The 20,260-nt window shown below is 71.3% G+C and carries 9 protein-coding genes, 1 pseudogene and 1 riboswitch; of the genes and pseudogenes, 5 read left to right on the top strand and 5 right to left on the bottom strand.

All coding sequences use genetic code 11. The annotated features are described in order from the left end of the window. The first annotated feature begins 111 nt into the window (after positions 1 to 111). The 4 genes from ACOGI9_RS09560 (at position 112) to thiC (ending at position 4,655) form a co-directional block, all read left to right on the top strand. The gene (locus tag ACOGI9_RS09560) at positions 112 to 843 is read left to right on the top strand and encodes a DUF72 domain-containing protein (RefSeq protein WP_419856904.1); all 732 of its coding nucleotides are present in this window, start codon (positions 112 to 114) and stop codon (positions 841 to 843) included. Beyond that, the gene (locus ACOGI9_RS09555) at positions 840 to 1,628 is read left to right on the top strand and encodes a rhomboid family intramembrane serine protease (protein WP_419856903.1); all 789 of its coding nucleotides are present in this window, start codon (positions 840 to 842) and stop codon (positions 1,626 to 1,628) included. The genes ACOGI9_RS09560 and ACOGI9_RS09555 overlap by 4 nt, the downstream gene beginning before the upstream one ends. Before the next feature lie 4 nt (positions 1,629 to 1,632). Then, entirely contained in the window at positions 1,633 to 2,715 is a 1,083-nt protein-coding gene (leuB, locus tag ACOGI9_RS09550) for a 3-isopropylmalate dehydrogenase (RefSeq protein ID WP_419856902.1), read from the top strand. A 13-nt stretch (positions 2,716 to 2,728) separates the two neighbouring features. Then, positions 2,729 to 2,827, top strand: a riboswitch (TPP riboswitch). Positions 2,828 to 2,900: 73 nt separating this feature from the next. After that, a complete protein-coding gene (gene thiC / locus ACOGI9_RS09545; RefSeq protein ID WP_419856901.1) occupies positions 2,901 to 4,655 on the top strand; it encodes a phosphomethylpyrimidine synthase ThiC in 1,755 nt (584 codons plus the stop codon). Positions 4,656 to 5,347: 692 nt separating this feature from the next. Here thiC and ACOGI9_RS09540 read toward each other — a convergent pair. Further along, positions 5,348 to 6,601 (bottom strand): annotated as a pseudogene (locus ACOGI9_RS09540) (acyl-CoA dehydrogenase family protein); the annotation flags it as partial. 293 nt (positions 6,602 to 6,894) lie between these two features. On the opposite strand from ACOGI9_RS09540, the gene ACOGI9_RS09535 reads away from it, so the two are divergent. Continuing rightward, on the top strand, positions 6,895 to 8,130 hold the full coding sequence (locus ACOGI9_RS09535; RefSeq protein ID WP_419856900.1) for an MFS transporter: 1,236 nt from the start codon (positions 6,895 to 6,897) through the stop codon (positions 8,128 to 8,130). Here ACOGI9_RS09535 and ACOGI9_RS09530 read toward each other — a convergent pair. The 4 genes from ACOGI9_RS09530 to ACOGI9_RS09515 form a co-directional block, all read right to left on the bottom strand. Further along, positions 8,127 to 12,776 carry an Ig-like domain-containing protein gene (locus tag ACOGI9_RS09530; protein ID WP_419856899.1) on the bottom strand — a complete coding sequence of 1,550 codons (4,650 nt, stop codon included), beginning with the start codon at positions 12,774 to 12,776 and terminating at the stop codon, positions 8,127 to 8,129. The two genes, ACOGI9_RS09535 and ACOGI9_RS09530, sit on opposite strands and share 4 nt — an antisense overlap. Before the next feature lie 371 nt (positions 12,777 to 13,147). Then, positions 13,148 to 16,219, bottom strand: coding sequence for a DUF5107 domain-containing protein (locus ACOGI9_RS09525; protein ID WP_419856898.1), 3,072 nt, complete (start codon positions 16,217 to 16,219; stop codon positions 13,148 to 13,150). Positions 16,220 to 16,227: 8 nt separating this feature from the next. After that, the gene (gene galK, locus ACOGI9_RS09520) at positions 16,228 to 18,399 is read right to left on the bottom strand and encodes a galactokinase (protein ID WP_419856897.1); all 2,172 of its coding nucleotides are present in this window, start codon (positions 18,397 to 18,399) and stop codon (positions 16,228 to 16,230) included. 10 nt (positions 18,400 to 18,409) lie between these two features. Next, on the bottom strand, positions 18,410 to 20,257 hold the full coding sequence (locus ACOGI9_RS09515) for an amylo-alpha-1,6-glucosidase (protein WP_419859271.1): 1,848 nt from the start codon (positions 20,255 to 20,257) through the stop codon (positions 18,410 to 18,412). Positions 20,258 to 20,260: the final 3 nt, after the last annotated feature.

The following is a 20,260-nucleotide window of genomic DNA, read 5'->3' as shown; positions in this document are numbered from 1 at the left end:
TCGCAACCGTAGTACGTCGCTTCGCAGCCGAAGTTGCGCGCGGCCAATGTACCACGCAGGCGCCACCGGGGTGCGTTGGCCCGCCGCCGACGGGACCGTATCATCCGGCCCATGCAGGTCTGGATCGGCACGAGCGGCTACAGCTATCCCGCGTGGAAAGGCAGCTTCTACCCGGAGGATCTCCCCAACAAGGAGATGTTGTCCTTCTACGGGCGCCGGCTTCAGGCCGTCGAGATCAACAACACCTTCTACCGCATGCCGCGCGAGAGCGTGCTCGAGAACTGGGCCGAGGCGGTGCCCGACGGATTCCGCTTCGCGCTCAAGGCGTCGCGCCGCATCACGCACTTCAAGCGATTGCAGAACGCGGAAGAGGAGACGGAGTATCTCGTGCAGACGGCGTCGGTGATGGCGGATCGTGCGGGCGTCATCCTGTACCAGCTTCCGCCCAACTTCAAGCGGGACGATGAACGGCTCGCGCGTTTCGTGGACCAGCTTCCGAACCCCGGCACGTCGGCCTTCGAGTTCCGGCACGCCTCGTGGTTCGACGAGGTGGTGTTCGACATCCTCCGGGCCCGGAACTCCGCCCTCTGCCTCGCCGAGACGGACGACGGAGACGACGCGCCCTTCGTCGAGACGGCGGACTGGACCTACCTCCGGCTGCGGCGGAGCGCGTACTCCACGCAGGAGCTGGAGGCCTGGGCCGAGCGGCTGCGCGCCTCGGGCTGGGGCCGGGTCTACGCCTTCTTCAAGCACGAGGACGCGGGCGTCGGCCCCGCGCTCGCCGGGCAGTTCACGGAGATGATGACGGAGATGACGGGGCTGACGGAGCGCGCGCACGCATGACCCGGGTCGTCGGCCAACTGCTCCTCATCAACGTCGTCGCCTACGTGTTCACGCGCACGAACCCCGTCCTGATGTCGGAGCTGTGGCTCGTCCCCGCCCAGGTTCTGACCCGGCCCTGGACGCTCATCACCTACCAGTTCCTGCATGGCGGCGTGTCCCACATCTTCTTCAACATGCTCGCGCTCTTCTTCTTCGGGCCGAAGCTCGAGTCGCTGCTCGGGTCGAAGAGTTTCCTCAGGCTGTACCTGCTGGCCGGGATTGTTGGAGCGCTCGTCCACATCCTGTGGACGGTCCCCACGATGTCGCAGGGCACCCTGTACATTCCGATGGTCGGGGCTTCGGCGGCCGTGTACGGCGTGCTCTTCGGCTACGCGCGCTACTGGCCACGCGACCGGGTGATGATCTGGTTCGTCATCCCGGTGCAGGTCCGCTTCCTCGTGATCGGCTTCACCTTGCTCTCCCTGTGGCTGGGCCTGGGCGGCGTCGGCGGCGGCGTGGCGCACTTCGCGCACCTGGGCGGGTTCCTCGGCGGCTGGCTCTACCTGAGGTGGCGGGCCACGCGCTCCGCCGCGGCGCAGTTCCAGAAGAAGGCCGAGAGTCCCGGCGTCCGCATGGGGGAACGGGAGTTGAACGTGAAGTGGGGACGCATCGAGCCGACCGCCCTTCATCCCGTGAACCGGGCCGAATACGAGCGCATCGCCGACAAGCTCAAGGCCGCGGGATGGTCCGCCCTCACCGACCGCGAGCGCACGTTCGTGGAGAGATTCGGCGGAGGTTTCGGCTAGCACGATGGCCGGGCGTGTCCTGTTCCTGCCCGGCGATGGCATCGGCCCCGAGGTCCTCCGCGAGGCGCGACGCGTGCTGGAGGCCGTCGGCGAGGTCTACGGCCACCGCTTCGACATCGTCGAGGCTCCCATCGGCGACGGCGCGCTCGAGCGGTTCGGAGATCCTCTGCCGGAGGACACGCGGGCGCTCGCCGTCGAGGTCGACGCCGTGCTCGTGGGAGCGGTGGGACTCGCGGTGCGCTCCGCGCACGGGACGGAGGTCGACGCCTCCAGAGGGCTGCTGGATCTGCGGCGGTTGCTCGGGAATCACGCGAATCTCCGCCCCGTTTCCGTGCCCGAGGCGCTCGTGGCGCGATCTCCCCTCCGGCCGGAGCGCGTCCGCGGCGTGGATCTCGTCGTCGTACGTGAACTGCTCGGCGGCATCTATTACGGACGTCCCCGCGGGATCGAGGACGGCGTCGCCTTCGACACCGAGATCTATACGGAGGAGGAGATTCGGCGGATCTCCGTGTCGGCGTTCGAACTCGCGCGCACGCGGCGGAGGAAAGTGACGTCGATAGACAAGGCGAATGTCCTGGAGTCGTCGATCTTCTGGCGCCGAATCGCCGAAGGAGTATCCCGCGACTATCCGGATATCGAATTTTCCAGCATGCTCGTGGACAATTGCGCGATGCAGTTGATCCGTGATCCGCGCCAGTTCGACGTCCTGCTGACCAGCAACCTGTTCGGCGACATTCTGAGCGACGAGGCGGCGGTGCTGGTCGGGAGCCTCGGCATGCTGCCGTCGGCGAGTGTGGGCGGCGACATCGGTCTCTATGAGCCGGTCCACGGTGCGGCGCCGGACATCGCGGGGCGGGGGATCGCGAACCCCGTCGGCGCGATCCTCTCCGTCGCGATGATGCTCGACCTCACGTTCGCGCTGCCGGACGAGGAGGGCGCCGTGCGGGCCGCCGTGAACCGCGTGCTCGAGGACGGATACGGCACCGTCGATCTCCACGCCGACGGGGGCCGGGCGCCGGTGTCGACGGCGCGGATGGGGGAGTTGATCGTCGGAGCCCTGGGCACGGTGGGCAAAGCGGACCAGTGACGCCTATCTTTCCGGCGGTCGCCGGGGGCATCCCGATTTCGCGGGATTGAGAGCGTACCCCATGAACCTGATCCGGCTCATACCGGCGTAGGGAGCGCGGCCCGCGCGGGGTAGCGTCCCCGCCCGGCGTCGACCATCCCCCGTCCGGCGACGACGCGGGTGTGCCGGAGAAAACGACGCCGGTCATGATCGATCCGGACCCTGCCCTCGCCACTTCGGCTCCGTACGAAGGCGCCTTCCCCAACTCCACCAGAGTCTTTGTGGATGGCCCCGGCGGCCTTCGCGTCCCCGTGCGGGAGATCGCGCTCTCCGGCGGCGAGCCGCCCCTGCGCGTCTACGACACCAGCGGTCCGGGCGGGTGCGACGTGCGGCACGGCCTGCCGCTCCTCCGCGACGCCTGGGTCCGTGCCCGCCACGTGCGAGAGACCGGGCGCTCCGCCACGGTGGTCCGCGGGCGGCGGGACGACGCCATGGACCTGCCCGCGACGCTCGTCCGCGAGACGCGGCGGGGGAACGGCCCCGTCACCCAGATGCACTACGCGCGCCGGGGCGAGATCACGCCCGAGATGGTGTTCATCGCCGTGCGGGAGGGCATGGACCCGTCCTTCGTGCGCGACGAGGTGGCGCGCGGCCGCGCCATCATCCCCGCCAACATCAACCACCCGGAGTTGGAGCCGATGATCATCGGCCGCGGCTTCAAGGTGAAGATCAACGCCAACATCGGGAACTCGGCCGTCACGTCGTCCATCGAGGAAGAGGTGGAGAAGCTCCGCTGGGCCACCCTGTGGGGCGCCGACACCGTCATGGACCTCTCCACGGGCCGGAACATCCACGCCACGCGGGAGTGGATCCTCCGCAACTCCCCCGTCCCCATCGGCACCGTGCCCATCTACCAGGCGCTGGAGAAGGTGGGCGGCGTCCCGGAGGAACTCACGTGGGACATCTACCGGGACACGATCATCGAGCAGTGCGAGCAGGGGGTGGACTACTTCACCGTGCACGCCGGGCTGCTGCTCCGGTACGTACCGCTCACGGCGGAGCGCGTGACGGGGATCGTGAGCCGCGGCGGATCGATCATCGCCAAGTGGAGCATGGCCCACCACCGGGAGAACTTCCTCTACACGCACTTCCGCGAGCTGTGCGAGATCGTGCGCGAGTACGACGTGTCCCTGTCGCTGGGAGACGGGCTGCGGCCGGGGTCGATCGCCGACGCCAACGACGAGGCGCAGTTCGCCGAACTGCGCACGCAGGGCGAGTTGACGCGGATCGCGTGGGAATACGACGTGCAGGTCATGAACGAGGGCCCGGGGCACGTGCCCATGCACCTGATCCGCGAGAACATGGAGCGGCAGCTCGAGTGGTGCGACGAGGCGCCCTTCTACACGCTCGGGCCGCTGACGACGGACATCGCGCCCGGCTACGACCACATCACGAGCGCGATCGGCGCGGCGACGATCGGCTGGCACGGAACCGCGATGCTGTGCTACGTGACGCCCAAGGAGCACCTCGGACTCCCCGACCGCGACGACGTGAAGGCCGGCGTCATCGCCTACCGGATCGCCGCGCACGCGGCGGACCTCGCGCGCGGACACCCGGGCGCGCAGGCGTGGGACGACGCGATCTCGAAGGCGCGCTTCGAGTTCCGGTGGGAGGACCAGTTCAACCTCTCGCTCGACCCGGTGACCGCGCGCGCCTTCCACGACGAGACGCTTCCGGCGGAGGGCGCGAAGATCGCCCACTTCTGCTCGATGTGCGGCCCGAAGTTCTGCGCCATGAAGATCAGCGAGGACGTGCGCCGCTATGCCCGCGAGCGGGGGCTCGACGACGCCGAAGCGATCGAGCGCGGGTTGAGCGAGAAGGCTCGCGAATACCGAATCGCGGCTGCTAGACGACCTCCGCCCTGGCGCCCGCCGGGCGGACATCCGCTCGAGGCTCCGTGAAGGGTTCCGACGGGGCCGCGTCGGAACCTGGCTCGGACGGTCGATCCGGCGCCGTGCCCTGCCAGGCTTCGAGCGCGGCCTTCTGGAGGCCGACGATGTCGCGCTCCATCCACTCGAAGCGGCCCGCCATGATGTCCTGGGCGATGCGGTAGTCCGCCACGTCGTGGTTCGAGCGGATGCGGCGGAAGAGTTCGCCCACGCGTCGGCGTGACTCGACGGCGAACGAATCGGCGAGACGCGACGGCCTCCCGGGCCTCGTCGCGGGCCTCATCCCCCGCGCGCCGGCGCAGCATGTCCGCTCTCGTGACGGCGGCCGAGATCGCGAACAGTTCCGCGCCGATGTCGATGACGCGGAAGAGCAGTCCCTGGCGCCGCTCGAGCTTCGGCCCGTGGCGGAGCATGAGGTGGAAGATCGTGCGCGCGAGCTTGCGGCTGTTGCGCTCGACAAAGCGCAGGTGCTTCGCCAGCCGCCCGTGGCTCGCGAAGCGCGGCGGCAGGCTCCAGCCGATCCACGTCGTCGGATACCAGGTGGCGTAGAACCACGCGGCCTTCGGCAGGGCCTTGAGCTTCGCGCCGAGGCCGAGCCGCGGGTCGACGAGGTCGCCGGCGATCTGGAGGTGCCGGTCCACGGCCTCGCGCGCCATGAACAGGCGCAGGATCTCGCTCGACCCCTCGAAGATCCGGTTGATCCGGAAGTCCCGCAGCCAGCGCTCGACGGCGACGGGTTCCTCGCCCCGCGCCGTCAGCGAATCGGCCGTCTCGTAGCCGCGCCCGCCCCGCACCTGCAGCGCGTCGTCGACGAGTTGCCATCCCGTTTCCGTGTTCCAGAGCTTCGCCATCGCGGCCTCGAGCCGGATGTCGTAGCCGCCCCGGTCCGCCATCGACTGCGTGAGGTCGGCGATCGCGGACATGGCGTACGTCCGCGTCGCGATCGACGTCAGGTAGTGCGCGATCGTCTCGTGCTTGCCGACCGGCACGCCCCACTGGATGCGCTCCGCGCACCAGCGCCGGCACGCCTCGAGCGCGGTCTGCGCCCCGCCCACCGACGAGGCCGGGATCGTCAGGCGTCCCGTGTTCAACGTGATGAGGGCGAGCTTGAGTCCGCTCCCTTCCTTCCAGAGCAGGTTCTCGGCCGGCACGCGGACGTCGGTGAAGCGGATGATCCCGTTCTCGAGCGCCTTCAGCCCCATGAAGTGGCAGCGCCGCACGATCTCGACGCCCGGCCAGTCCCGCTCGACGATGAAGGCGGAGATGCGCCCCGTGTCCGGGTGGCGCGCCATCACGACGTAGAGTTCGGCCAGGGTGCCGTTCGTGCACCACAGCTTCTCGCCGTTCAGGATGAAGGCGGACCCGTCCTCCGTGCGCTCGGCGGAGGTCGTGAGCCGGGCGGGGTCCGAACCCACGTCGTTTTCGGTGAGCGCGAAGGCGCTGACCGCCCCCTTCGCGAGCCGCGGGAAGTACGCCTCCTTCTGCGCCTCGGTGCCGAACATCTTGAGCGGCTGCCCCACGCCGATCGACTGATGCGCCGAGAGGAGGGCGACGACGTTGCCGTCCACGGAACCCACCACGCGCATCGCGTTCGCGTACTCCGTCTGGTTGAATCCGAGCCCGCCGTACTTCTGCGGCACCTTGATGCCGAACGCGCCGCGCTCCGCGAGCGCCCGCACCACCTCGGGCGGGATCTTGCCGTCCCGGTCGATGCCGTCCGAGTCCACCTCGTCGCGGAGGAAGATCCGCAGGTCCTCGGTCCACGCGCGGGCGCGGTCGGAGATGAAGTCGTCCGGGTCCGGATAGGGGTGGATCGCGTCGAGCCGGAGCTTCCCGAGAAAGAGGTTCCGGACGAAGGTTCGCCCCGTCCAGTCCGTCTCGCGGGCGGCCTCGGCGACCTTCCGGGCCTCGGCCTCGCTGACATGGGATCCCTTGTTCGCAGCCGTATGTTCAGACATGTGGATCTTCCGTCTTGTGTGCCTCATATGGGAACGTCGCCGCGAACGCCGGCTTCGACGGCGACTCTCCCGCAAACCTACCCCGCGCCGCGCGTTCGCGACAAACCGGCGGCGCCGCGTTCCCGCCGCCCGGAGAGGCGGGAGGGCGCGGCCGGACGGGTCGCGTTACGCGGACTTTCCGTGATACCCTTGAGCCCTCGAAACGGGCCCCCGCCAGATTCGAAAGGCCGCCGCGAGTGAACTCGACCCCACAGACCCCGCCCGTAGCGCGCCGGGAGATCGTCTCATGGGCGATGTATGACTTCGCCCACTCGGCCTTCGGGACGATCGTCGTGACGTTCATCTTCTCGGCCTGGTTCGCGCGGTCGATCGCCCCCGACGACGTGCTGGGGGGCGTCTGGTGGACGCGCGCGGTCACGGTCTCCGCGGTCACGACGGCGCTCATCATGCCGGTGATCGGCGCGATGGGGGACTTCGGCGGCCTCAAGAAGCGGTTTCTGCTCATCGCGACCATGATCTGCGTCGTTCTGACGGCGGGCCTCTTCGGCATGGGGCCGGGCGATGCATGGATCGCCGCGCTCGTGTTCATCGGGGCCAGCGTGGCCTACGAGTCGATGCAGTCGCTCGCCAACGCGTTCCTGCCCGAAATCTCGACCCGGGAGAACATGGGACGGATATCCGGGCTGGGCTGGGGCCTCGGGTACTTCGGCGGCCTCCTCTGCCTCGTTCCGGCGCTGGGCATGGTCAGCGGCTGGCTGCCGGAGGACGGGGGGCTGAACGTGCGGTCCACGAACCTCCTCGCCGCCGGCTGGCTCCTCGTGTTCTCGATTCCGGTCTTTCTGTTCCTTCGGGAGCGGCAGCCCCGCCGCCGCGCGTCGCTCGGTACCTACGTGCGCATGGGCTTCGGCCGCATCGCCGACACGGCCCGGGACCTGAGGCGCTATCGCCAGGCCGTCCGCCTCCTCGTGGCGCGTCTCGTCTACAACGACGGGCTCGCGACCGCCTTCGCCATGGCGGCGATCTTCGCCGGGGCCGAGTTCGGGATGGAGACGGCGGACCTCCTCATCCTCGGCATCGTCGTGAACCTGACGGCCGGCGCGAGCGCGATCGGCTTCGGATTCGTGCAGGACCGGATCGGCGGGAAGCGCACGATCGCCGTGACGCTCGTGCTGCTGATGGTGGCGATCGCCATGGCATGGTCCGCGCGGGACCTCCCGATGTTCTGGGCCGCGGCCATACTCCTGGGGCTGATGGTCGGGCCGAACCAGGCGGGGAGCCGCGCCCTCCTCGGTTCGTTCGTGCCCGAGAGCAAGCAGGGCGAACTGTTCGGCTTCTACGCCTTCTCGGGCCGCCTTTCCGCCGCGGCCGGGCCGCTCTCCTACGGGCTCATCCTGGGCGCCACGGGCAGCCACAGGTGGGCCATCGCCTCCATCCTCGTGTTTCTCGCCGCCGGGTTCCTGCTCCTGCTGCGGGTGGACGAGGAGGAAGGCGTGGCGCTCGCGACGGCGGAAGGAGCACCGGCGGGCTAACCGCAGGGGCTGCCCGGTTGCGTCGCGGCGTCTCCGGATCGCGGGGAGACGAGGCCGCGGGGTTCGATGCCGCCGCTGATGGTCAGGCCCCAGCCCCCGGCGGAGCGGTCGAGCGCGCCGGACCAGGCGAGGAGCCGGCCGCCCGGCAGGCGGAGGGCCCAGCGGGCGCGCGCGTCGAGCGACCACGGCGCGGCGGATGCGGGGCCGGTCGGGCCGCGTGATCCGGCGAGCTGCTCCTGCCACAGCGCTCCGGACGCGGTGGCGGGGCCGCCCCAGCGCGGCGAGACGGAGAGCGAGAGTCCTTCCTCGTCCGACGGGCGGCCGACGGTCAGGGTGACGGCCAGGCCGCGCTCCTCGTAGCCCCGGGCGGAGTGGAGTACCAGGATCCGGCCCTGCGCGTCGAGGCGAACGGGGCCGCCCGCCGCCCGGAGTCCGCCGGCCACCTCGAGTCCTCTGCCCGTCTGGCCCGCGCCGCCGTCGCGCCGGCCGCTCGCCTCGCCGAACACTTCGAGCGCCAGCCCGCCGAGGCGCATCGACGGGCTCACCTCGATGCCCAGCCGCTGCTGTTCGACCGTCGCGCGCCGGTCGTCGACGGTCTCCGCGCCCTCCCCGGTCGCGAGCCGCGCCCACGCCGCGTCGGCCCGGAGCCCGAACCCGTCGGCGAACCGGCGCCGGACCTCGAGGAGCCCGAGCCCCAAGTCGAGGCGGCTCGTGCCCACGCGGCCCGTCGCTCGAACGTTCTCCGCCGACCCCCATCCGCCGCCCGCCATCGCCCACACCGAAGTGGTTCCGTCCGACCAGCGCAGGTAGGGATGCACGGCCGTCAGCGACGTCTCGAGACGGCCGCCCGCCGTGCCGGCGCGCCAGTCACTTCCGCCGTTACTCCTCGCGACCGCCAAGCCGGCGAGCCAGCTCCCGCCGAGGGCGCGGTCGAGCCCCGCCCAGCCCGTCCGCAGGGTGCCCTCGTAGCCGCGCTCCGCGGCCGGCTCGCCCGCGAACGTCTGGATGTCTCCCTGGCCCCAGAGCCGCCAGCCCGGGCGGCCGCCTTCCCTTCCGCCCCACGCGAACGCGAACTCCGTGCCGCCTCCGCCGCCTCCGCCAAGCCCCCGGAGGTTCCCGGGGCCGCCCACGCCCAGAGCTGCCAACAGATCCGCGGGGTCCCGGGGCCCGGCCGGAGGACCGTCGCGGCCCTCGGCGGCGGCCGCGGCCCACTCCGCCGCCTGCTGCTCGAACGTCCGTCCGGCCTCGGCGAGGCCTCCGCCGCGCAGGTAGCGTGACATCGTCCACCCCGCGAGCAGCCGCTCCGCCGCCGCCCGCGCGCCCGCCTCGTCCAGCGGGATGGCGCGTCCCCTGACCGTGAGCCGCGAGCGCTCGTCCCGGCCGCCCGGTCCCACGCGGCGGCCCAGCGTCATGCGCGCGCTCGCCAGGTGCGCCCGCGCCGTCGCGGCCAGCGTCTCGTCGAGCGCCAGGCGCGCCATCCGGTCGTTCGTGCCCACCGCGAACGTATGCGCGGCCGAGAGCCCGTCCGGATCGCGCGCCGTGACCTCGATGGTTGTGGAACCGTAGCCGACGGGCGTCACGGTCAGCACCGCGCCCGCCACGGTCGCCGCAGCGACGGTCGGATCCGATGACGTGGCCGTGTACGTCAGCGTATCCCCCTCCACGTCCTCGAAGTACGGCGTCAGGTCGAGCGCCGCCGTCGCGCCCCCCTCGTCGAGCGCCTGGTTCGGGATCGTACCCACCGCCACGGGCGCGTCGTTCACCGACGCGACCCGAACCACGACCTCCGCTTCCGCCCTGCCGCCGTTGCCGTCGGCCACCGTGTAGGTGAATCGGTCCGTGCCGTGCCAGTCCGCCTGCGGCGCATACGCGACCCCGTCCGCCCGGGCCCGCGTCGTACCGTGCGCCGGCGGGGAAACCGACTCGATGCGCAGCGCGTCGCCGTCGATGTCGGTGTCGTTCGCGAGCACGTCCACCGTGATCGGCTGGTCCTCGTTCGTCGCCGCCGTGTCGGCCACGGCCACGGGCGCGTCGTTCACCGCCGCGACCCGAACCACGACCTCCGCCACCGCGGTCCCGCCGTTCCCGTCGGCGGCCGTGTAGGTGAACTGGTCCGTGCCGTGCCAGTCCGCCTCCGGCGCGTAGGTCACCCCGCCGCCCGCCATCCGTGCCGTCCCGTGCTCCGGCTTCGACACCGACTCGACGTGCAGCGCGTCGCCGTCCACGTCCGTGTCGTTCGCCAGGACCTCGACCTTGACCTCCTCGTCCTCGTTCGTCGCGGCCGTGTCCGCGGCCGCCTCCGGAGCCTCGTTCACGTTCGTCACGTCGACCGTCACCCCGACCGTGGCCGCCGCCCCGTGCGGATCCCGCGCCCGCACCGTCAGCTCGTACCGGTTCGGCTCCGTCTCGTAGTCCTCGCCCGCGCCCACGTACGACACCGCCCCGTCCCGCGAGCCGACCGCGAACCGCGTCGCGTCGCCCGACGCCAGCGAGTACGTCACCTCATCGCCGTCCGGGTCCTCCGCGTCCACCGCGCCCAGCGCCACCGCACGGACGCGGCCGTCCTCGTTCTCGCGAAGCTCGAACGCGTAAGACGGTTCCCTGAACGCCGGAGCCTCGTTCACCACGTCGATGGGCACCTCGGCATACGCCGTGCCGCCCAACCCGTCCGAGACGTCGACGTTGATCCAGACGGTTCCCAGCTCGGCGGGAGCCACCCAGCGCGCTTCGAACCCGTCTACCGCCCCAATGAAGCTCCCCGCCTGCGCGCTCCACACACACGTCAGCGTGTCGCCATCCGGGTCCGTCGCCACCGCCGTCAGCCGAACCTCTCCGCCCGGCCCCACCCGGCACGGATCGCAGTAGGCCGTCACGGTCGGATCTTCGTTCGTCGGCGTCGTGTCCCAGATCGTCACCTCGACCGAACTCGGGTTCCCGGCCTGCAGCGACGGCGGCAGGCCGCCCAGCGCCACGGTGAACGTCTCGTAGTAGGTATCCTCGTCCTCGGTCGTGGAAATCTTGTCACTCCCGCTCGTCGCGCCCGCCTCGATCTCGATGCTCGAGAGCGAACCGTAGTCGCCCTCGTCCGCCGTGCCCGGCGTCAGCGTGAGGGGGATCGTCACGTCGCTCGACAGGGCCGTGGACACCCGTGCCGTCACCGTCACCGGGAACCCCTCCCGCACTGGGTTCGGCGACGCCGACAGGGTCACCGAGGGCAGGTCATCGTCCCGGATGTCGATGCGGAGCCCAGGACTGCTCAACTCCGGGTTCCGGCTGTCCGCGAAGAGATAGACGGTCTCCCCGTCGTCGTCATCCGCGTCGTCGATGACGCGCAGGGTCGCGGCGCCCGTCCGGTTGCCCTCCGCGATCGTGAACTCGGTCCGCGACAGCGTGTAGTCCACGCCGCGGGTCGCCGTGCTCTCGGCGCCGACCCGCAGCGTCACCTGCGTGCCGCCCGCGGGCGCGGGACCGTCCAGCCTCGCCGAGATCGTGACGTCGCGTCCGCCTTCCGTCGCGCGTCGGTTGGCGCTCAGCGTGAGCGTGGTGGGGATCGCGGGCGGTGGGGGCGGTGGGGGCGGTGGGGGGGTCGGTGGCGGAAGCACGTTGACCAGGAAGGATCGAACGAGGAAGTCGCCGATCCAGAAGTTGATTTTCCCCTGACCGGCGCTGACGCCGGTCACCGTCCATTCCAGACTCTGCCAGTTGTCCGGGGTGACCTGCAGGCTGGCCGGCGCGATCGACGCCGCACCGCGCACGCTCTCCGCACGAATGAGGTGCGGACGGTATTGGCTCAATGCGATCGTGTAAACAATGGAGTCTCCTTCGGTTACAGTCTCGGGATCGACATCGTTGTTGTAGATGGTGACGTTAAACCAGCGGGCGCCGACGCCCCATCCATCGTAGTCCGAGCCGGTGAATGTCTGCCTGATTCTCACCCTCACCTGGTCTTCTCCCAGGACATCGTTGTCGGCCACGCTGAACGAAACGGGTTGTGCGACGCTCCAGTTCGTGGGCGAGAACGTCAGCGACGTGGGGCTCACGGCCACCAGGCTGCCGTCGTCGCTGGCGAGCGTGACCGTGGTGGTCGCGGTCGGCTCCGTCTGCAGGGACACGTAGTAGCTGTGCGTCGAGCCCTCGTAGGTGCCGAAGGCAGAGGTCTCGCTCAGGTTCCCGGGGCTGCCGGTCTGGTAGACGATGCCCCTGTCGTCGTTGTCCTCCACGTCGACGCGGAAGTCCCGGACGGAAACGGAGTCGTAGCCACCTCCGCTCGCAGCGTGCTTGACTCTCGCGAACTTCCAGACACCGGCCATGTCCTCATCGGTCGCCGTCACGGTCACCGTCTGCGGCGAGTTCCAGTCGGTCGTGGTGAACGTCAGGCTCGACGGGTCGACCGTCACCACGCCGGCCTTGTTCCTGCACGAGGCGCCGGCGTTCGCATGGCAGGCGGCGGTGTCATCGACCGCAGTCGCCGATATCGTCACCGTCCCCGTCGGCTGCGTGTTCAGTACGACGGTGTACGAGCCGGTCGAGTCTTCCCGTATGACCGCGTTCTCCGGAGACAGGGTCACGCCCGGATCCTGCGCCCAGGCCCGGGACGCCGGGAGGAGGAGAAGCGCCGCGAAGACACCGACCTCAATCCGCCTCACGCTCCCTCGCGGACGCAGGCTCCTCTGTCGCGGGGATCCGACGGATCGGGGGGGGGGGGGGGGGGGGGGGGTACCGAACGGCTTGCAGGCGTAGGCGTAGCCGGCAGGCCGCACACGCGAACCTCTCCATGGCCGGCCCGGGGACGATCCAGAGAGCGCCGTCACCCCATGGGTCACCCCTCATGCCTGACGGTGGGTCACCCTTCCTGCCTACGGCACTAATCGATAGGCACTTACGGGCGCTCCACAACCACCCAAATGGGGGGGTCGGACAAAGGCGTGACGGTAGGAAGAAGCGCCAGGCTACCGGCTGGAGCGGCCTATGAGGGTCCGATGCTGCGCGGTTCAGATTGCGGCGGGGCGCTCGTGTCTCAGAAGCGGTTGGCCGCGGCGAGGGCGCGGAGCAGGAGGGCGCGCTCGATGGCCGCGGTCGGGGAGGGCGCGTCGGCGAGCGCATCGGCGCGGGCGCGCATGGAGGCGATGGTGACGGTCTCGAAGGCTCCGGGCACGGGTCCGCCATCGGGGCTTTCCGCCGCCACGTCGAACAGGAACCGCACCAGCCGGTCGTCGGGGTCGAAGGGGCGGCCCTGGCCGAGCGATTCCGGCCACAGCAGCGCCGCTTCCAGGTGACGGCGGGCGACCGGGCGGTTCCCGGCCTCCAGTTCGTCGAGCGCGGCCCCGATGTGCAGGAACTCGTACAGGCGGTGAGCCTCGCCGGAGTTCTCCGAGGGTAGGACGCGGGTGTCGGCGAGGATCCCGTTGGCCTCGCGGTACTCGCCCGCCTGGATGAGCCCCCGCGCGTGGATGAGGGCGAGGTTGAAGTCGTCCGGGAAGCGTTCCCGTCCCCGGCCGGACGCCTCGCGCGCCTCGGCCCACTGTCCGGTTTCCTGCAGGTGCCGGACGAGGGAGATGTGGAGGAGGCGGCTCTCTGGATCCACCGCGACGGCGCGTCGGAAGTCGGCCCCGGGATCGCCGCCCAGCGCCCCCGTGAGGTGCGCGCGCGCCGCGTAGGCGGGCCCGTAGTCGGGCTCGTCGCCCAGGGCCACCAGCACTTCGGCCGCCTCGGCGTCGCGGTCGAGCGCCCACAGGTTCAGGCCCAGCAGGTAGCGCCAGCCCCAGTGCGCGTCTTCACCGGCGGCCCAGCGCAGGATCGGCAGCGTCTCGGGGCGGTAGGGGAAGGCGAAGGCGGGATCGGCCCCCGCCCGCAGCCGTTCGGCGTCGCCGCGCAGGAAGGCGAGCCAGGCCGTCCCCACGGGGCCGCCGCCCACTTCGTCCGCCAGCTCCAGCAGGATCGCGGCATCGCCGGGCAGCCCCCGGTTCGCGTAGCCCACGGCGAGTTCCAGCAGCGTCTGCCCCGGGTACTCGCTCCGCATCGACGCGGTGAGGCGCGCCGCTTCGGCTCCGTCCGTCGTCGCCTCGCCGCCGGATCCCTCGGCCCGCGCCGCGAGATAGCGCTCGGCCAGCACGAAGTGGTTCAGCGGGTCCAGTTCCAGAAGCTCCGCCTGCACGCGCGTCGCACCGGCTTCGTCGCCCTCCAGCCGCGCCGCGATCGCGAGCACCTCGCGGGCGGGAATGCCCACGCGATCGTGGTCGAGCGCCAGCGCGGCGTGGCGGCGCGTTTCGGCCATGTCCCCCGCCTCCAGCGCCAACTCCGCCAGCCGGGTGCGCGCCGCGGCCCGGTGGGAGACCGACCGGGCCGCCCAGCCGAACGAGTCGAGCGCATCGGCGCGGCGCCCGAGGGCGAGATACAGGTTGCCGGCGAGGAAGTTGGCCTCCGGATCGTAGGTGTCGAGCTGGAGCGCGCGCCGGGCGTGGGCGAGACCCTCCTCATGGCGGGCCGATCCCAGGGCCAGCGCGCCGAGCCCCAGCAGCGCCTCCCGGTTCCAGGGTTCGGCGGCGAGCGCCCGTTCGTACAGCGTCCGCGCGTCGGCGGGGCGGCGGGCCCGCGCCAGCTCCCTCGCCTCGAACACGAGGCGATCCGTCTCCGGGAGGGCGTCCCACGCCTCGGCGTTCGTCCCGAACGGCCGGGACACCGACGGCTCTCCGCCGAATCCGCACACCCCGGCGAGACCGGTCGCGTCCGGCTGGGAGCAGGCTTCCAGGCGGAGCCGCGGGAGTGACACGCGCCACGGACGCCCGGGCGCGACCTCGACCTCGACCGTCACCGGATCCAGAGCTTCGAGCGCCACCTCCCTGGCGGCGACCTGCTCGCCGGCGGACCACACCCTGACCGTGTCGATCCCGGACCCGAACCCCTGGACCACGACCCGCAGGCGGTCGCTCACCCGTTCGACGTGCATGGCGCCGTGCGGGGAAGCGTCCGTGAGGCCGCCCGTGCCTTCGAGCGGGAACCACCACTCCGTCCAGCGGCTGGCCGAGAGCGGGTCGAACCCGGCCTGCGAGATCGGGTTGCGGTCCGCCCCGGGTTGGTACTGCGCGTGCAGCCGCCCCGCCTGGAACTCGACGTACTGCCCGTCCGTGTCCGTGAGCAGGTCCTCCCAGATGCCCCCCGCCCGCGAGAGCGCCCACAGCCACATCTTGCGACCCGGCATTTCCTCGTGCGGAGCCCAGTGCCCCCAGCCGTAGTCCTCGTCGTGGTAGTAGCCGCCGAAGAAGTCGTTCAGCGCCCCGACGACGTGGTAGGACTTGTGTCCCCCGAACGCGTTGTTGCGGTACAGGGGCAGGAAGCGTCCCTCCTCGTCCTCGGGCCACGGGCGCGCCCGGCCGGAGTGCTCCAGGTAGGCATCGCCGGGCACGAACAGTTCCAGGTCGTCCTGCGCGAAGGCCGCGGCCGTCATCCAGTTGTAGTAGGGCTGCTCCAGCGGGGTCGGGTTGTACCACAGGACGCGCGTCTCGAAGGCGGCCCGGTCCGGCGGAAGCCGGATCTCAACGCGCCACGGCGTCCGCGCCGGGAGGTCGATGGCGCCGACGATCGTGCTCACGCTGCCGTCCGGGTTCTCCCGCACGACGTAGTCGACGGGCGTGGCGGTGGCCGGCGTGTGCCCGATGACGCCGAAGTTGAACTCGATGCCGCCCGAGGTCCACGGGCCGCGCAGCGCGATGTCCCGGAACTTCATCACTTCGTTCCGATAGATGAACTCGTGCCCGGTCGCCTTCACCACGGCCCCCCACACCTTGCCGCCCACTTCCGGAAGGACGAAGACCTCGATGAGGTCGTTCTCCATCGTCACGACCTTCCACTCCCGGGGCTCCGCCGTCGCCGCGTACCCCTCGAACGTGTGGTAGGGGTACAGCCGCCGGTCGGTGGCGAGCACCGGCACGGGGTTCGGATCCGAGAACGGATACGTGTCCAGCACCCGCACCTCCTCCGAGATCCGCGCGCGGGACCCCGGAGCCTCGCACGCGGCCGCAGTCAAGGCGGCGCACAGGATGGCGGAGGCCGGCGCGGCGATCCGCCACTGCCGCAACGTCAATCGGAACACGTCACACCTCACTCGCTTGTTACGATGGCGCCGTTGGAGGCGTCGGCGACGAAGAGGGCGCGGCGTCCGACCCCTCCGCGCGGGGCGTAGAAACCATCGATCAGGGCCTCGATCACGGCCTTCGCCTCGTCCGCGCCGCAGAGCGCGACCGCGCAGCCGCCGAATCCCGCGCCCGTGAGCCGCGCCCCGGCCGCGCCCGCGTCGCGGGCCACGCCCACGATCTCGTCCAGCGCCGGCGTGCTCACCCCGAAGTCATCGCGCAGGCTGGCGTGCGATGCGTTCATCAGCCGGCCGAAGGCGGACATGTTCTCGCCGCGCAGGGCGCGCTCGGCCTCGATCACCCGGCGGCCCTCCGTGGCCACATGCCGAAAGCGCCTCGACAACGTGAGCGGCAGCGACTTCTGCGCCCCGGCCAGGATGGTGGCGAACTCCGCCTGGTCCGCTTCCATCACCTCCAGCCAGGAGGTTCGCCCCACCCGTTCGAGGGCCTCCGCGCACTGGGCGCGCCGTTCGTTGTACAACTCGCGGACCGCGCCCGCCTTCTCCGCGCGCGTCAACGACGAGGCGATGATCCAGCGCCATCCCTCCGGCACCGGCACCGGCGTCACGCGCAGCGGCTCGAAGTCGATCCGCAGCGCGTGCCCCTCCTGTCCGCAGAGAGACGCGGCCTGGTCCATCCCGCCGCCCTGCACGCCGACATGACGCTCGGCCCGGGCGAGGAGCGCCGCCAATTCCAGTGCCTCCACCTGCTCTTCGTTCGCGTGCAACAGCGCCAGCGCGGACGCGACCACCAGGGCGGATGAGGACGACAGCCCCTCCGCCACCGGGACGGTACCCGTGACCGTGCCCCGGATGCCTCGCCTCAGTTCCACGCCGTGGTCGAGCAACCCCCTGGCCGCGGCCCTCACGTAGTTCGACCAGTGTCCCGCGGGTGCGGATTCGGCTGCGCGGTCCAGCCGAAAGGCGAACGGACCATGGGCGGAATCGCCCTCGAGTTCGACCGTCGCGTGCGCCAGCGCCTCGAACTCCAGGTGGATGTGCCGGTCGAGAGCCATCGGCAGCACCGGCAGGCCGTTGTAGTCGATGTGCTCGCCGATGAGGTTGATGCGCCCCGGAGCGGTCGCGACCCCACCGGGCAACGCCTGCGGTGGACCGAAGAGTGACGCCTGCGCCGAGCGGACCGGCTCCGCGTGAACGTGCGGCGTCCAGAGGTCGACCGGGTACGCGCCCGCGTCCGTGAGTTGCCGGAGCGAGACGGCGACGCCCTCGTGGTCGCCGGGGAAGGTGACGCCCTTCCACCCCTTGCCCGCGGGCACCAGGCCGCACCGCGTCCGTTCGGCGACCACCAGGTTGCTCACGGTTTCCGACAGATAGAACTCGTCATCGATCCCGGGCGAGGCCGCGAGGAAACTCTCGAAGCGCCGCGACAGCAACGGCAGGATATCGGGGAAGAAGCCCCACAGGCCCATGCACGCCTGGCTGTCCGCGCCCACGCGGATCGCCGCGCCGGAGGGCGTGCACCCGACGACGTCGGGCCGGACCGCGGAGGCATCGGCGCCTTCGCCCGTCGGCTGCGCGGCGCCGTCGAGGCGCAGGTCGAGGCCCTCGGTCATGCGGAGCAGCGTGCCGTCGGGCTGCTCTTCGCACAGGCCGCGCGACACGCCGCCGAAGGCGGACAGGGTGTCGGCCAGGGAGTAGGTCACCGCGAAGGCACGGATGCCCGGAGGAGGCGCCGCGAGCGCGTGCGCCAGGCGCTCGTACGCGACGCGTCCGTAGAAGTCGTCCGCGTTGCAGACGGCGAACGCGCCCCGGCGACGCAGGGAGGTCGCCGCGGCCAGCACGGCGAATCCCGTGCCCCAGGGCCGGACGCGCCCCGGTGGGGCGAGCGGGACGAGGTCGGGGTGGACGAGACGCTGGCAGGCGAGGGAGAGGGAGATCCCCGCCCCCCGCATCGGACGCAGGCGCGCCTCGAACTCGTCGCGCTGACGCTCCCGCACGACGAGAACGAAATGCCCGAAGCCCGCGCGCAAGGCGTCGTACACGGCGTATTCGAGCAGCGACCCGCCGCCCGGCCCCACCGGTTCGAGCTGCTTTGCGCGACCGAACCGGGTGGATTGCCCGGCGGCGAGGATCACCAGCGTCGGCCGCTCCGGCCGGTCGTCCGACTCCACGTGCCTCATCGCGACAACTCTACCGTCCGCGCCATGGACAGGCGTCGACGGACTCCTCGATCGCGCCCAGCGCGAACAGCGGTCCCCAACTCTGGAACCGGTGCCCTCGCCCCCGGCCGGTGCGCGCGTCGAAGTTCTCGCGGCAGAACCCCGTGCGCCGGAGGTCGGCCAGGAACATGTGCGCCCCCTTCCATGCCAGTTCGCTTGCGAGTTCGTCGAACCCGTACCGTCGCAGTCCCTGCAGCACGAGGTAATTCATGGGCGGCCAGATGGAGCCGCGCCAGTACTGCTGGTCCTCGAACGCGGGGTCGTCGCGCGAGATCGTGGGCAGCATCCACTCGCCCCGGAAGCGGGCGGGGTCCCGCAGCATGGAAACCATGCGCCGCGCGCGCCGCGCCGACGGAACGCCGGCGATGAGGGGAAGGAAGTTCGACGCCGCCACGCGAGGGGAGTGACCTCCGGGGAGTTCGTCCAGGTAGAGCCCGGCGGCTTCGGACCACAGCACCCGGTTCATCGTCGCCACGAGCCGGCGACGCTCCGCCTCCAGCCGATCCGCTTCCGGCTCGTCGCCCAGGATGCGGGCGATCCGCGCCAGGCACTCGAGGTCCAGGGCCCGGTAGCTGCACAGATCGACGGCGGACATGGCGAGGACTTCCCGTTCCGGATCCCACTCCGCCTCCTCCCACAGCGGCAGGTCGTCCTGCCCCGATTCCCACGCCGCCCGCTGGTGGCCGCCCGCAGCCACTTCCCACTCCGGGAGCCGGTCCCGCTCCGGCACCAGCGCCGTGTCCGAGCCCCACGCCAGCAGTCCCGGCGTCAGCCCCTCCCGGCGCGGGCGTCCGTCCTTGTCCGCCACCCACCAGTCGTTCCAGGCGCGGAGCCCCGGCCAGGCCGCCGCCAGCGCGTCCGCGTCGGGGCAGGCGAGGTGCAGCTTCAGCGCCGCGAACGACCCGACCGGGGGCTGCGAGCGATCGGGCGTGCCGCCGAGGCGGCTCCGCCAGTTGGGCACGTTCCCGTTCGGATAGCGCGACTCGAGTCCCGCGAGGAGAACGTCCCACGCCAACCGCCCGGACGCGGTGGCGAGCGCCAGCGCGTTGAAGAAGGAATCCCACCCGAACACCGTCCAGTCGTCGGGCCCCGGCGGCTCCTCCCGTGCGCCGTCCCCCGGCTTCGGGAAGATCCAGCGGCGACCCGCCGGCGCGTACAGGCGCCCCGTTTCGGGCTGGAGGAGGACGTTCCACATCAGATGGTCCGCGACGGCTTCGACCAGTCCTTCCGCGGTCCCCGACAAGCGCGGTCGGCGGCGGTCCCAGTCCGCGCGCGCCTCGTCGATCCAGCGGTCCAACTTGGGCAAAAGGCGCTGGGCGCGGTTCAGAGCGGTCGCGGATCCGGCCGGCGCCTCTTTCGACTCCCACGCGACCACCGTGGCGACGCGGTCCCCCGCCCGAGGCGCGAAGGCGGCGGCCATCTCCACGCCTCCCGGCGCGGCCCGCCAGCCGTCGGACGCTTCCTCCCACGTCGTCTTCCACCCCCACGGATCGTCGCCCGCCAGCTCCACCCGGCCCGGCGCCCGCGCCACCGCCCGCAACGCCACCGCATCGTCGCGGCGCGACCACTCCAGGATGAGCGTGCCCTCCGCAGGGCGGGAGTCGGGCGACGGCTCGGCGGCGAGATCGAACTCCATCCGCGCGTAGCTGCCGTCCGGCGCATGGGGACCGACGCGGGAGACCATCCAGTACCAGTCCTCCAACTCCCGCCGGTCCCCGCTCGGGGTGGTGAAGACGAGTCGGAGGCCGATCCCGTCGCCGGGCCCGGCCGCGAACACGAGCCCCGCCCACCGCCGCGCCTCCAGCGCCCCCACCCGCATCAC

Origin of the sequence: Candidatus Palauibacter irciniicola (assembly GCF_965208695.1) — a bacterium.
Taxonomy (GTDB): Bacteria; Gemmatimonadota; Gemmatimonadetes; order Palauibacterales; family Palauibacteraceae; genus Palauibacter; species Palauibacter irciniicola.
The sequence above is the reverse complement of the archived record's forward strand: the minus strand, read 5'-3'. Positions and strand labels throughout refer to the sequence as shown.